Below are 13460 nucleotides of genomic sequence, written 5' to 3'. Positions count from 1 at the left end.
TTGGTCACAACCAAGCTGAGGTCACACACAATCCTGAATTACGTGCCTTGGAACTGCCAAGTTGATTCAGGATTAAATAGACGATGGGTCGCTATGCACAATTCCGGCGCCGACAGCAAAAGTCGTTTCGCCTGAGTAAAAGTCAACTTTAAAATCGGAACGCTCATCGCACGCTTGTGCGGCAGCAGCAGCAGCAATCCAAAGGCGTACTTCCGAGCCGCCATAACCTGCGGCGTCTAAAACTTCGGTATCTGTCCAGGTATCGAACTCGGCAAGGTTGCCACTAGCCAATGTAGAGAGAAATTTTTTGTCCCACTCTTCGTTGATCCAAGGGGCTTGGAAAGTCCCCTCCACCAAATCGCGGCTCAGTTTGTCCATCCCTACGACAACGTCATTGCGCCATTTTTCGCGGGTAATTGGGCCTTTATCTCCGCCATGCACGAGGTAGTCACGAACCTCCAAATTAGGGGCTGTGTGGTACTGAGGAAACACAAAGTCGGTCTGGTGCGAAAGCCCACCGGTACCCAGGAACGCTATACGCTTATTGAGTGTTTTTGCGAAGCGTCCAATTTCCTCGCCCAGTAAACGGCAGCGTCGCAGGGTAGGTCGAGGATCTGCGATGGTATTGATATGAATAGGAAGAACAGGACGGGCGTTCAGCTCACCCATGAAATAGTGCAGTGGATTAGAAAATCCGTGATCGACCTCCATTGCGTATGAGGTCGTGATGTCAAATTCACGCTCGTTAAGGTGTTCTGTCAACGCTGTTGCGACGTCCATAGGAACGTCGAGTGGGCCAGGCCATCCACCGCAGTCGTCCAAAGCCTCGGCAGCGTGTATTACCACGAACTGGGGCATCAGTTTTAGGTGGATGCCGTCCATGTGGTTGCCACCAAAGATGATTACCAGTTCTGGGTCGAAGGCTTTGAATTCCTCGACGCGTTTCTCGTAGCTCGACCAGAACTCTTCGTTCGCCTTGACCCCCAAAGACTCTTGGATTTTGGTGAGTGGCACATGGGGCACGCACGCGAGAAAGCCTTCGGAGGGTTTGTTTACAGATGAATTGTTGTTATTAGACATGTTAGGACTTCCTGGGGAAATTAAGTTCGCTGAGCAAATTTTGCTGCCGAAGTGCCGACGAAGACTGGTCTGATCAATCGGCTTTCAAACAGCCATAATCCAGTTGGTGACAGCACCATCACGTCTTCCACATCGGCAATGGTCGAAGGGACATCAGAGGGCAGCGGTAAAGATCCAGAACCGGCGAAAACCATTACGAGGGATTTCACAAGCAGACGTCCCTCGATCAGCACCTCAGGAGCGAAGCCGCTGGAAAAGTGCCGAGTTGTTCGGGCTGACTTTTGGTTTTCGCAGGCGCGGTCTGTGAAAAAGCGCTCAATCTGATCTCGTCCGACCAATTCGAGCGCCCCCAGTTGGAGCCGACCATTAGGGATAAACAAAAACTGAACAGCCTTATCTGCGCTTCCATCCGCGCATGCCCAGTAGGTTTGATTCAGGTGAAGCGAAGAGTGGTAAATCTCAGGAGAGATCATGGCAGCCTCTGTAGCGACTAACGCAGTATGAGCCTTGGCTCTCTGCTTATTCTTGTAGTTACGGTACCCAAAGGGCATCCGTCGTTATGGGCTTAGGTTGACTCATAGCAACGGGAGTTGCGCGCCTGAAAGGGACATTCGATTAGGAGCCTAGAGACGAAGACGTCGAGCACTACAAAGCTCTCCTAGCAAAGGGAAAGGGGAGCTCGGTCTAGGGTAGGTTGCACCAGGGGACATGGAGCGAATAGGTAATGTCTGTGGAAGTCATCCGGCAGTGATCGAAGATCGAACTCGATAACGACCAACTTCAAGACTTGGTTCGCGGGCGAATATGAGAGGAAAGGGCTGCTCCCATAATCGCAACGCTGCAGGACTGGGTATTGGCCGAGTAGGATCTTGCCAATGGATCGGCGACGGCGAAAGCCATGACTTTCAGCCTAGACGTTGGGTAGCGCTGATACGCTATTTGGACGATGGAGCTGTGGCCATTGACAACATCAGGTGGAAAACCAGATCAGACCTTCGGCGCGTGGGCGCTTGAACTTATTGTTTGTCGGATCGCTTCGCAGTGGTAAACGGGCGACGGCGATGACTAGCCTGTTCAAGTCTTTGCGCATGAACGGGAACGATCCGTCTGCTTGCGTAAAGCACGCTTTGCATCGACTGCCGACCAGTGGGCAAGTGACATTGCCCACTGCTGCCTCATAAAGGGAAGTCGGGTATCAACCAGGGTTCCTCGGCGCAAAGTGTCCAACCTCACGACGACGAGACATGATTTTCGGAAGGTTTTCTTCGATCCAATCAACCATAACTTCAAGGTGCTGCGCTGCCTCTTGACCCAATGGGGTCAGACTATATTCCACATGAGGCGGTACTACGGGTAATGATTTGCGGTCGATAAGTCCATCAAACTCAAGCCCCTGTAGGGTCTGCGAAAGCATCTTTTCGCTCACTCCACCTATCTTGCGTCGCAGCTCGCTGAAGCGGTGCATCCCGCCCAAAAGCATTACCAGAACTAGCACGCCCCAACGGCTAGTCATGTGCTTGAGTACCTCACGGGATGGGCAATCAGCGCTCAATACGTCGCCACGTCGAACGGCTGCTGAAAACGGGTTAGAAACTTCAGTGGCTGTGCTCATCACGCTTACCTTTTGGTGCGTACTTACGAAAAGTTAGCTGCCCGGCTAGGGTGACCACTCTTCTTTTTCCAATCAAGGTATTTGTCATGATCGCAATCACCGGAGCCTCTGGCCAATTGGGCCGTCTTGTTATCCGATACCTGCTTGAGCGCAGTCCAGCCGACCAAGTAATTGCCTTGGTCAGAGACCTGAGCAAGGCCCAAGACCTGGTCGAATTGGGTGTGACCCTACGCAGGGCTGACTACAACGAACCAGAGACGTTTACTGACGCTCTGAAAGGCGTCGATAAATTGCTTTTGATTTCTTCAAACGAAGCGGGAATCCGAACTACCCAACACCGCGTCGTGATTGATGCCGCCAAGGCCGCAGGGATCACTCTCATTGCCTACACCAGTGTCCTGCACGCTGATATTTCTACCTTGGGCTTGGCTGCTGACCACCGCGACACTGAAGAAGCCTTGAGAGCGTCTGGTGTACCGCACGTATTGCTTCGCAATGGCTGGTACAGCGAAAACTACCTGGCAAGTGTACCTACAGCTGTGGAAAATGGCGCCCTGCTCGGCAGCGCGGCCAACGGTCTAATCAGTTCTGCACCGCGCGCCGACTACGCCCAAGCTGCTGCGGTGGTTCTGACCACTGAAGGGCAGGCTGGCAAGGTCTACGAACTGGCAGGTAACAGCAGTTATACCTTATCCGATCTGGCTTCGATGATTAGCCAGAAGGCTGGTAAGCCTGTGATTTATCAAAACCTGCCACAGGCTGAGTTTGAAGCAGTTTTGATCAGCGTTGGCTTGCCGGCTGGCTTGGCGGCTCTGCTTGCCGACTCGGATGCAGTGGCGGCGCAAGGAGCGCTATTCGATGAAAGTGGGGTATTAAGCGGTCTGATCGGGCGACCTTCTACGCCAATCCTGGATTCCTTAACCGATACCGTTCAATAGGACTGCGGCGGTCAACTGCTTCTTCCAGCGAGCCGACCATCGCTTCGGGGCGATGCTGTTGACCAAAGCCGACTAGATCGTCCCGTCACCAAACTCAGAGGGTGTGTTAACCATCCGCTTATACCGAGCGCGTAGAAGAGCGAGGACGTGAGGCCGCCTTCTTTACGCCTGACGAAGAGAAGAGCGGTATTGAGAAGGGGTGGTGTTAAAAGCTGATTTGAAAAGACGAGCAAAATGACTCTGGTCGACGAAACCGACCGACCAAGCAATATCGCTGATGGATACGATGGCCTGTGAGGGGGTAGCTAGCAATTGGGCGGCTTTGGTCAATCGTGTCTCAAGTAGTAAACCGCTATAGCTTTCATTGAAGCTCGCCAACACTCGATGGAGGTGACGTGTGCTGATCCCGAGATGTTCCGCGATGATAGCCGGGGTTAGGTTAGGGTTTGGATAGTATTCCAAGATGAAGCTTTTGATGCGGGTAGCAAGTTCAGAATTGTGCTTTTCAGGCAATTTGACGTTTGCGACTAGGGCACACATTGCGCCGAATTGGTCAGCAAGCACGAAACGAGGCAATGGCGCGGTTTCCACTCCAGCATCGGCAAATGCAGTCAATAATCCTTGTAATGGAAGCGACCATGGCACTCCTAGACCCAGCGGCTTTCCTACGAGACGATTAGGGTCTGGTACCCATTGTCTTAACCAATCCTCTGGCATATGTGCGGTCAGGCAAACGCTGCCGTCTGGGAAGTCCAAAGAGTACGGTTTTTGATCCGAGAGAAGGACGAATGCACCGGAAGGAATCTCTGAAATCTCGTCACAATGAGAGACTTGGATACGACCTTTTCTCGCATAAAGCAGTTCAAAAAAGGGCCGCTGATCCCGCTTTGCCATTTCTGTTGAGCGAGAGGTTTTCTGTGCGTCGCACTCTAAAAAATTGAGGTCTATCGGCCCCAAGCCATACCGCGTCCAGGAGGCGCGAAATGAGTCCTGCAATCTGCTTTCCACGGTCATCTCGGCAATCTCTGCCGAAACAACTGCTTTGAACGCATTCAGAGGCGCCAAGTCTTGCGCATCGGATGTAGACCACCGTCTATCTCGAGCTTCACTTGGGTTGATGACCATGACTGGCCTCCCTCGCGGCGTATGCTGCGAAATCGCTCGCAGAGAGCATTTGTCCTAGCATTTCAGGAGCCTCTATTCTTATTTTAGATCTGACCTGATTAGGACGCGCATCAGACCTAGTAGCCCCGGAGTGCGATTCGGACAATGACGTAACGCAGAAATGTTCCGCCGCAGGGATCACGCGCCAATTCACTCTATCTCAGGACTACACGGCGGACAACATCTGGCGTTTTCAAGATGGACATGTCCCTGGAATCCTATTCCTAGGTCACCTTGGTGCGCGCGTCAGCGTGCGCAATCTGGCAGTCTGGCCACAGATCAGCAGCGCTTGGTGCCTCATCTGGATCGACAAAAGAGCCTCGTCTCTAAGGGGCTCTAGTCGACCTGATTGCAGCCTTGATCTACACGCTTCTATCAATAAAAATAAAGAGAATAAGTAGTGAACAAAATCCTCGTCCTCGCAGGTGTTGTCCTTTCGTCTCAAATCCCAAATATTTGCTTCGCAGCTAACGGAACGCAGCTTACCGGCTACGGGGCCAAAGCAGCGGGCATGGCGGGTGCTAGCGTTGCATTCCCCCAAGATTCCATTGCTGCGGCTAACAACCCTGCTGGCATGGCTGAAGTGGGCAGTCGAATTGATGGCGATTTCCAAATTCTGTACGTCGACACGGAAACCGAGTTTCTGAACAGCGAGAACAAGCATAGCGGCAAGCGTTATGCGCCGATTCCAGAATTCGGGGTGAACTTTCAGGTCAATGACAGGCTTTCATTGGGTTTCTCCACGGCGGCCAGCGGAGTACTGTTTCGCTATGATGACGCGCTTATTCCTAATCCAAACGTTGATCGGGCCAAAGGAGCATTTATCCAAGCGATAGGACTTCCGACCATTGCTTATAAGGTTACCGACCAACTTTCCCTCGGGTTTTCTCTTGCATTGGCCGCCCAACGACTTGAGATACAAGGAATTCCTTTGCCAGATGGGAGTGCAAGTAATCCAGCGCATGGCGCTGAGTATTCCTATGGGGTAGGTTGGCGTGCAGGTGCTCTTTGGAAAGCCAATCCATGGCTTTCCGTAGGTGCGATGTACGCGAGCAAGATAAAAATGAGCAGCTATAACGGGTATGAGGATGATCTGCTCTCCACAGTGGATGGTTCGATTGATATACCAGAGCAATATGCATTGGGCCTGGCAGTAAAACCAACTGATTCCTTGACTGTTGCACTGGACTGGCAACATATCTCTTGGCAGAACAGTGATGGTTACCATCAGCTATTCGGATGGCGCTCACAGGATATTTTCAGACTCGGCGCAGCGTATGAACTCTCGCCGGAGTGGACAGTTCGAGCAGGCTATAGCACTACCCGTAAACAATTCCCGTCAGATTACACACTGCAAAACACGTTGTTAGTTGGTATAAATCCTAAAGCTGCAACGTTTGGTGTGACTCGTAGCTTCAAAAGCAACGGGGAGTTGACGCTTGGTTATGAGTACGACCTCAGCACGAGCTCTAATGGTAGCGGTGTGAGCGAAGGCACAAAAATACATACCAATATGGGCTTCGTGACTGTCGGGTACGGTTGGAAGTTCTAATCTGTACGCTAAAAATCTTTAAGTCGATTATAGATGTTATCAGTTTGAGGGATATTAAATGTACTCTGGAATTACCATGAGCCTCTTTCGGCTGCCTGAAGGGTTTATTGAGTGGCGCTTGGATATGTCAGGCCCAGTTAATATCCTAAACGAGCAAGCCATACGCGAATGGGCCGAGGCGTTGGATATACTAGAACAGACCCGAGAGATAAGAGGGGTGGTCATCACCAGTGGAAAAAATAGTTTCATCGCTGGTGCAGATATAAAAGGTTTTCCAACCATCTTTTCCGGGAGCGAGAAAAGCGTTGAGCAATGGGCTGCCCATTGTCAGAAGCTATGCAACAGGATAGAGACGTTACCTTTCCCTTCTGTCGTTGCTATAGAGCGTTTTGCGCTGGGTGGTGGGTTGGAGTTTGCGCTCAGTGCAGATTATAGGGTTATCACAAATGGTTCGCGCCTGGGGTTGCCGGAAGTGACGCTTGGCCTCTGTCCTGGATGGGGAGGTTCGGTTCGTCTTTCCCGCTTAATTGGCCTGGACGCCGCTCTGAACTATGTAGCCGGAGGTAAGACCATTGACTCTGACGCTGCAGTTTCCATTTGTTTGGCTGACTTGGCGGTTAAGAGTGAAGATCTTCTGAGTGAGTCCATGGCCCTTTTGAAGTCCAGAGCTCGGTCACGTTCCCTTTGGGAGGGTAGAAGGGAGTTGAAACGAGCTCCCATCCAATCCTATTCATTCAAAAACACCGACGGACACCCTGAGATTCACGATCAGGCCTTCCAGGCACCAGTGGAAATTTATCGCTTAGTCCTATCAAACGCCTCCGAACCCTTCGATGAAGCTCTACGAGCTGAGCGAAAACTGTTTGCAAAGCTTTCGAAACTCCCTGAGGCTCGAAACCTTGTGAGTTTGTTCATCGCAGAACAGGCGATGAAGAAGCGATCTGCGCGTTGCGTCACTGCATGGCCCAAAGTGGATGTGGGAGGTGTAGTGGGCGCAGGAGTTATGGGCGGAGGTATCGCTTATCAAATGGCGACGAACGGTCTCAAGGTCGTGTTGAAGGACATCGCACAAAAGGCATTGGATCTAGGTATAGACACCATCGAGACGTACCTGTCTAAACAAACCAAACGCGGTAAATTGACGGCGTTCGAAGCTGAAACTGCTTTGGCTAAAATTACCTCGACGCTAGAAGATGCTCAGATTTCGCGATGCCAAGTTGTGATTGAAGCTGTGGCGGAGAAAGTCGAGATAAAAAGCGCTGTGTTGTCTGCGCTGGAGGGAAAACTTCCTAAAGGGGCCATACTCTCATCTAACACCTCAACAATTTCTATAAACACGTTAGCCCAAAATCTTTCTCGTCCTGAAAATTTTTGCGGTATTCACTTTTTCAATCCCGTCCCGGCTATGTCGCTGGTCGAAGTTGTGCGGGGTGAAAAGACATCCGACGAAACAATCTCCCGAGCGGTAGCGTTTGTTGCCGCTATTGGAAAGTCGCCCATTGTCGTTAATGACGGAGCAGGGTTTTATGTAAATCGAATTTTGTTTCCTTACTTTAATGCCTTCAATCTGTTGCTAAATGCTGGTGTTGGCTTTTATCGAATAGATCGTGTTATGGAGCGCTTCGGTTGGCCCATGGGGCCGGCAGCGTTAGCTGATGTCATCGGTTTGGATATTTTGGTACATGCAGACACCGTCTTGCAGGATGCCTTCCCTGAGCGGATGCGTCATCAGGCTCCAGTGATTGCAGAAAAGTTATTGAGCGCGGGCCTCCTTGGTAAGAAAAGTGGCTCAGGATTTTATAACTATACTGTCGGTTTTCTCGATGCTAATCAAAAACTCCCATCGCTTAAAGCTGAAGTTTATGCCAGTGGGACGATTGCAGAACATGAGGTATCAGATCAAGAAATAATAGATCGGCTGATGATTCCCATGTGTTTAGAAGCTGCTCGTTGCCTTGCTGATAATACGATTCTCAGTGCCGAAGATGCAGATCTTGCAGCCGTGATGGGTCTAGGGTTTCCACGATTTCGGGGCGGGCCGCTCGGTTATATAAAATCAGTCGGTACTGAGGTTTTTATAAAGACTGCCTTGTCATTAAGAAGTTTGGGGCCTCTGTATCAAGTAGACTCCTCATTGAGTGTGCTTAGAGATCACGGATAGTCAACTTTCCTTTAAGAGTGCAGCTCATCAGAAGCTGTATACAATAGCTTTTAAAAAACTAAAGCTTTTAATGTTCTAAGTGGGTTTTTTTTGCCCGCTTTATAGGGGGCTGCCGTGCTTGGTTTACGTATGCTTATAGAAAACATGAGGGTTCAGTATAAGCTGGCGTTGGGTTTCTCAATTGCCATAATTATTGGACTTGGGGTGACTATTTCTGGTTTTGTAGGAACCTATAAGCTCTCCTCATTGATTCATCAGAACTGGGAGGTGGTAGGGCTCGAAAGAAAGCTCGAAGTTCTAACCGTCAGGTTTCGCCAACAGTTTCCCGAGATTAGCGTCAATGCGACGGCAGTATTGTCCCCGGAGCGGCCTCAGTCCAAGGCACCCAGATACTCCGATACAGCCTTATCAACTGGGAAAGCGCTGCCAGAAATTGACGCTGAGCTCGGTGGCATCCAGGAGACTCTAAATACCCTCAGGTCTGACTCGGCCTCTAATCCAAGTGGTCGCCAGTCCGCTGCCGAAGCTTTAGCGGAATCTATAAAGAATGCTGGATTAATACTCTCTGGCGCAGCGGCACAAATTTATGCGGATCAGCAGAGCACTGTATATGGCATTTACTGGTTTTTGATATCCGCCTCCGTTCTGGCAATGATAGGTAGCGCCTTCGCCGTCATCGTCATATCACGCCAGCTTGTCCCTCCAATCAAAGTTACGGTATCCGTTGCTGAAAGCATTACAGCGGGAGATTTGCGGGAGATTGCTCCTTCAAACCGTCGCGATGAGATCGGCCAGCTACAGCGCGCAACGCACTCTATGTGCTCGGGCCTTCGAGATCTGGTTGGTCGCATAGGTGAAAGCGCAACACAATTGAGTAACGCCTCAGAGGAGCTACTTGAGGATGGCAGTGAGGCCCAGATTAATATTGATCAACAGCGAGCACAGGTTGAGCAGGTCGCCGTAGCGATAAATCAGTTGGTGTTCACCGTTCAAGAAATTGCGCGCAATACGGAAATCGCCGCGACTTCAGCCGCAAACTCCGACGCGAAGGCGCGAAACGGGGAAGCCGTCGTTCGCGATACCGTGGCCCAGATTGAACATCTAGGGGAGGAAATGGATGAGCTTGGCTTAGCAATGGAAAGGCTGCGCCTGGACGGAGCTAAGATCGGTCAGATCGTAGACGTCATCAACTCTATCGCAACGCAGACCAACCTATTGGCGCTAAATGCGGCCATTGAAGCCGCACGAGCGGGAGAGCAAGGCCGGGGTTTCGCAGTGGTTGCGGATGAAGTCAGGGCTTTGGCAATGCGGACGCAGCAATCGACCACAGAAATCGAAGGTCTGGTGGACGCTCTCCAGCAAGGTAGCTCAGCGGCGTCTTCACTGGTTCTACGGGGGAACGACCGTACTCGTGAAATCGTAACAAAGGCGAAGGATGTCAGGACTCTCTTGTTAGAATTCGGCCAGTCTGTTGCGGAAATCCAGGCGATGAATCAGCAAATTGCTGCGGCTGCGGAGCAGCAGGGCGCAGCTGTCGGCGAAATAAACCAAAGTATCAAGCACGTCAGGTCATTGGCGGATGCGTCTGCAACAACGGCAGCCCGAAATACCAAATCGATTCGAGATTTGGCGGGACTGGGAAAAGACTTGAAGGCGTCCGTAAGTCGCTTTCGGCTTTAGGAAGTTTCAGTTTCTTTTCGCTATTGCTCCAACATCAATCTACGCCAGACGATTGTTGGAGGCGCTGGCAGAGCGAGCTTGGATTGCAACCCGATTTTTTCTTGCGATGAAGCAGGGTTCAAACAGGGCTGGTCTGATAATTCATCCCCATGCCTGGCTAAGAAAGGTGTCTCGTCCGGCAGGCTATTCAAGTTGTCCATTAGTAAGTCGACGCTAGCCGTCTGACCTTGACCTGGTGGAGGGGGCAGCACAGATTTACGTGTCATCCAATTCTCGACAGTCATTACTCTATTTTTCCGCACCGGCTCGCGTACTTCTAATTGCAAAAGATATGCACCGTCGTCCGGAATTCTAATTATTGAGTGACGGTTGGGGTCATATGAGCTTAATGATTACCTTACCTTTCGCTCTTCCTCGTTCGACATAGCTCAATGCTTCAGCTGTTGACTCGAAAGGGAAGGTTTGGTCAATCACCGGTTTGATAATGCCGGACTCGACGAGAACAGTAATTTCACCCAGTTGAGCACCGCTCGCGCGCATGAAAACGAACGCATAGCTGACATCCTTTTTGCGCGCTTTTCTGCGGATGCCGCTGCTCAACAGACGCATCACCAAACCCAATCCCCAGAACAGTTTTTGCTCTTCAGCGAATTGCGGCGTCGGCGGCCCCGAGATGGAGATGAGCTGGCCACCAGGCTTCAGAATGTTGAGCGACTTTTCCAGTTCATCCGCGCCCAAGCTGTTCAATACGACATCGTAGTCCTGCAAAATGCTTTCGAAGTTTTGCTTCTTGTAGTCGATGACGACGTCCGCTCCCAGCGCTTTAACCCATTCAACATTCTTTGTGCTGGTGGTTGTCGCAACGAAGGCGCCCAAATGTTTGGCAAGCTGGATAGCGATGGTACCGACGCCACCAGAACCGGCGTGGATAAAGACCTTCTGCCCTTTCTTCAATCTGGCTGTTTCCACCAGCACCTGCCAGGCCGTCAGAGCGACCAAAGGGAGGGAGGCGGCTTCTTCCATGCTGATATTTTCGGGTTTCAGTGCGAGGGCATTTTCCTTCACCGCGATAAGCTCGGCGAAGGTACCCATACGCTCCTCGGGAGGGCGCGCATAGACTTCGTCACCTGGCTTGAATTGCCGCACACCAGAGCCCACACGTACCACGACGCCGGCCAAGTCATTACCCAATACCAAGGGAAATGAATACGGCAAGATCAGTTTGAATTCGCCTTTACTGATTTTCGAATCCAGTACGTTGACGCTGGTGGCATGCACTTGAACCAGAACGTCGTGGATACCCACTTCAGGCTCGGGCACCTCGCCAATACGTCCATTGTTCTTGCCGTAACGGTCGATAAAAAACGCCTTCATGATGATTCAGCTCTCACAGTTTCAAATGGGGATGGCAGGATGCGCATAACGTTGCGTACCCCGTTGCAACGAGCGGAAAACGTCGTCAGGCATCCAGAAATGCCGTTGCCTTTACCACGAAGTCAGCGTGATGCTGGAAAATCCCGCCATGCCCTGCGTCTTCATAAATGATCAGTTGCGAATTCGGGATCCGGCTCGCCAGCTCGGTTGAGTTCACGGTGGGTACCATGATGTCGTTGTCACCGTTCGCGATCAGCGTCGGTATCTGTATTCGACTGAGGTTTTGTGGGGGGTGTCTGCCCCACGCGTGGATGGCTTTCAACTGCTGCAAAAAAGCTGTTGGCGTCGGGCTTTTGTCTCGATCTTTCTTGCGCTCCTTCAGACGCTTTAAAAAATCCCTCGCAGCTCGCCGACCATTGGCCGTAGAGGTGAAGAACAGGTAGAACTTTGGATCGCGCAAGGTCAGCAAGCCTTTGATCATCAATGGCCAGGCCACTGACCAGACCCTGTCGATACCTGTGCCGCCAGCAGGCCCGGTGCCGGTCAGAATAAGTCTGCGCACCAGATCGGGGGCTTTCAGAGCAATATCCTGTGCCACGAATCCTCCGAGTGAAAAACCGAGCAAGTCGACCTTTTCGAAACCCAGCGCACGTATCACACCGATGGCATCGTTTGCCATTTCACTGACCGTCGCGGGGGCGGATCCACCTGATGCGCCGATTCCCCGGTAGTCAGTGGCAATGATGCGCCGAGTGCTTGCGAGCCCATCGATGACCCTTGGGTCGAAGTTGTCCAGCACTGCGCCCCAATGATTCAGCAGAACTAGCGGCAACTCACCCTTGGGGCCTACGTCACGGTAAGCGAACGCTGTTCCTTCAACACTGATCCATTGATTCGCTGCCTTCACGGACTGCGAACGGGATCCGGGATGAGGTTTTGTGTCTGGAGTCATCATGTTTGCTCCGTGCCCCTGATGCGGATGGGAAAGCTGCAAGTGAGACGGTGTATTACAGGCGCTTTTACATCGAGTGCTGCGCACCAGCGCCTGCTGCACGATGATTACGCCTTGGCTTGATAGCGCTCGGCGACATCGGATTGCCTGATCTGCGACAGCAAGCCCTGGCGTGCAGCCTGCAAGGCATCCCAACGGGCGGCGTCCTGCAAGGGTGGGATGGTCACTGGCTCGCGACGATCGAAACCGGCCAGCGCGGCATCGACCAGATCACCCACTTCCATGACGTCACTGAGGGTATTGATGTCGATGCCCGCTCGCTCCCAGATTTCGGTGCGAGTGGCTGCCGGCAGAACGGCTTGCACATAGACGCCTTTGGGCGACAGCTCCAGGCTCATACCTTGAGAAAGAAACAGTACAAACGCCTTGGTCGCGCCGTAGACCGTCATCCCGAACTCAGGTGCCAGGCCAACAACCGAGCCTATGTTGATAATCGCGCCGTTTCCGGCTTGTGCCAGGCGTGGGGCGATGGCGCTGGCAAGCCGTACCAGCGCCGTAGTGTTGAGCGTAACCAACTGAGCAACGCTGTCGGTGGATTGTTCGATAAAGCTACCGGATTGTGCGGCGCCTGCATTGTTCACCAGGATGCCAATACTGGCGTCGTCGCGCAGGCGAGCCTCGACCGTGGTCAAATCGCTGATTTGGGTCAGGTCAGCCTGGAGAACATCAATGGTGATGTTGTGTTTCTCACGCAGCCGGGCTGCAAGAGCATCCAGCCGCCCTTTGTCGCGGGCAACCAGTACGAGGTCGTGCCCGCGCTGTGCAAAGCGCTCGGCGTAGGTAGCGCCGATGCCAGTGGAGGCGCCGGTAATGAGAACGGTGGTAGGGATGCTCATGAATTGATCCTCAGTTTCGGATATCGATAGGCGAGTCATGCGTGGTGTCCG

11 protein-coding genes and 2 pseudogenes are annotated in these 13460 nt (G+C 52.1%); 6 read left to right on the top strand and 7 right to left on the bottom strand.

The features are described from left to right. Positions 1 to 72: 72 nt before the first annotated feature. Together ACYZT3_RS21485 and ACYZT3_RS21480 are read right to left on the bottom strand one after the other, a co-directional pair. On the bottom strand, positions 73 to 1080 hold the full coding sequence (locus ACYZT3_RS21485; RefSeq protein ID WP_462030703.1) for a DODA-type extradiol aromatic ring-opening family dioxygenase: 1008 nt from the start codon (positions 1078 to 1080) through the stop codon (positions 73 to 75). Between the two features lie 20 nt (positions 1081 to 1100). Next, the gene (locus ACYZT3_RS21480) at positions 1101 to 1553 is read right to left on the bottom strand and encodes a hypothetical protein (RefSeq protein WP_462030702.1); all 453 of its coding nucleotides are present in this window, start codon (positions 1551 to 1553) and stop codon (positions 1101 to 1103) included. Positions 1554 to 1888: 335 nt separating this feature from the next. Between ACYZT3_RS21480 and ACYZT3_RS21475 the strand changes: the two are divergent. Continuing rightward, positions 1889 to 2328: pseudogene (locus tag ACYZT3_RS21475) on the top strand (IS66 family transposase); the annotation flags it as partial. Here the strand turns inward: ACYZT3_RS21475 and ACYZT3_RS21470 are convergent. Further along, complete coding sequence (locus tag ACYZT3_RS21470; protein ID WP_462030701.1) at positions 2276 to 2692, bottom strand: winged helix-turn-helix transcriptional regulator; 417 nt, start codon at positions 2690 to 2692, stop codon at positions 2276 to 2278. The pseudogene ACYZT3_RS21475 and the gene ACYZT3_RS21470 sit on opposite strands and share 53 nt — an antisense overlap. A gap of 86 nt (positions 2693 to 2778) precedes the next feature. Between ACYZT3_RS21470 and ACYZT3_RS21465 the strand changes: the two genes are divergently transcribed. Continuing rightward, positions 2779 to 3630: an SDR family oxidoreductase gene (locus tag ACYZT3_RS21465; RefSeq protein WP_462030700.1), complete on the top strand. Its 852-nt coding sequence runs from the start codon at positions 2779 to 2781 to the stop codon at positions 3628 to 3630. Positions 3631 to 3792: 162 nt separating this feature from the next. Here ACYZT3_RS21465 and ACYZT3_RS21460 read toward each other — a convergent pair whose 3' ends face one another. Continuing rightward, complete coding sequence (locus tag ACYZT3_RS21460) at positions 3793 to 4755, bottom strand: helix-turn-helix transcriptional regulator (RefSeq protein WP_462030699.1); 963 nt, start codon at positions 4753 to 4755, stop codon at positions 3793 to 3795. A gap of 439 nt (positions 4756 to 5194) precedes the next feature. Here ACYZT3_RS21460 and ACYZT3_RS21455 point away from each other — a divergent pair, with 439 nt between their 5' ends. The 4 genes and pseudogenes from ACYZT3_RS21455 to ACYZT3_RS21440 all read left to right on the top strand — a co-directional run bounded on the left by ACYZT3_RS21455 (position 5195) and on the right by ACYZT3_RS21440 (position 10187). Further along, a complete protein-coding gene (locus ACYZT3_RS21455) occupies positions 5195 to 6346 on the top strand; it encodes an OmpP1/FadL family transporter (RefSeq protein WP_462030698.1) in 1152 nt (383 codons plus the stop codon). 76 nt (positions 6347 to 6422) lie between these two features. Beyond that, positions 6423 to 8507 carry a 3-hydroxyacyl-CoA dehydrogenase NAD-binding domain-containing protein gene (locus ACYZT3_RS21450; protein ID WP_462030697.1) on the top strand — a complete coding sequence of 695 codons (2085 nt, stop codon included), beginning with the start codon at positions 6423 to 6425 and terminating at the stop codon, positions 8505 to 8507. A 129-nt stretch (positions 8508 to 8636) separates the two neighbouring features. Beyond that, positions 8637 to 9302, top strand: a pseudogene (locus tag ACYZT3_RS21445) (hypothetical protein); the annotation flags it as partial. Between the two features lie 21 nt (positions 9303 to 9323). After that, a complete protein-coding gene (locus tag ACYZT3_RS21440) occupies positions 9324 to 10187 on the top strand; it encodes a methyl-accepting chemotaxis protein (RefSeq protein WP_462032406.1) in 864 nt (287 codons plus the stop codon). Positions 10188 to 10562: 375 nt separating this feature from the next. Here the strand turns inward: ACYZT3_RS21440 and ACYZT3_RS21435 are convergent, their stop codons facing one another. The 3 genes from ACYZT3_RS21435 to ACYZT3_RS21425 form a co-directional block, all read right to left on the bottom strand. Beyond that, complete coding sequence (locus tag ACYZT3_RS21435) at positions 10563 to 11561, bottom strand: NADP-dependent oxidoreductase (protein WP_462030696.1); 999 nt, start codon at positions 11559 to 11561, stop codon at positions 10563 to 10565. A gap of 85 nt (positions 11562 to 11646) precedes the next feature. Then, a complete protein-coding gene (locus ACYZT3_RS21430) occupies positions 11647 to 12513 on the bottom strand; it encodes an alpha/beta fold hydrolase (RefSeq protein WP_462032405.1) in 867 nt (288 codons plus the stop codon). Positions 12514 to 12620: 107 nt separating this feature from the next. Further along, a complete protein-coding gene (locus ACYZT3_RS21425) occupies positions 12621 to 13409 on the bottom strand; it encodes an SDR family NAD(P)-dependent oxidoreductase (protein WP_462030695.1) in 789 nt (262 codons plus the stop codon). Between the last annotated feature and the right edge of the window lie 51 nt (positions 13410 to 13460).

The organism is Pseudomonas sp. MDT1-16, assembly GCF_054898115.1.
The sequence above is the reverse complement of the archived record's forward strand: the minus strand, read 5'-3'. Positions and strand labels throughout refer to the sequence as shown.

Coding starts and splice junctions, on each gene's coding strand:
- ACYZT3_RS21485 (WP_462030703.1), bottom strand. CDS start 1,080: ATGTCTAATAACAACAATTCATCTGTAAACAAACCCTCCGAAGGCTTT.
- ACYZT3_RS21480 (WP_462030702.1), bottom strand. CDS start 1,553: ATGATCTCTCCTGAGATTTACCACTCTTCGCTTCACCTGAATCAAACC.
- ACYZT3_RS21470 (WP_462030701.1), bottom strand. CDS start 2,692: ATGAGCACAGCCACTGAAGTTTCTAACCCGTTTTCAGCAGCCGTTCGA.
- ACYZT3_RS21465 (WP_462030700.1), top strand. CDS start 2,779: ATGATCGCAATCACCGGAGCCTCTGGCCAATTGGGCCGTCTTGTTATC.
- ACYZT3_RS21460 (WP_462030699.1), bottom strand. CDS start 4,755: ATGGTCATCAACCCAAGTGAAGCTCGAGATAGACGGTGGTCTACATCC.
- ACYZT3_RS21450 (WP_462030697.1), top strand. CDS start 6,423: ATGAGCCTCTTTCGGCTGCCTGAAGGGTTTATTGAGTGGCGCTTGGAT.
- ACYZT3_RS21440 (WP_462032406.1), top strand. CDS start 9,324: ATGTGCTCGGGCCTTCGAGATCTGGTTGGTCGCATAGGTGAAAGCGCA.
- ACYZT3_RS21435 (WP_462030696.1), bottom strand. CDS start 11,561: ATGAAGGCGTTTTTTATCGACCGTTACGGCAAGAACAATGGACGTATT.
- ACYZT3_RS21430 (WP_462032405.1), bottom strand. CDS start 12,513: ATGACTCCAGACACAAAACCTCATCCCGGATCCCGTTCGCAGTCCGTG.
- ACYZT3_RS21425 (WP_462030695.1), bottom strand. CDS start 13,409: ATGAGCATCCCTACCACCGTTCTCATTACCGGCGCCTCCACTGGCATC.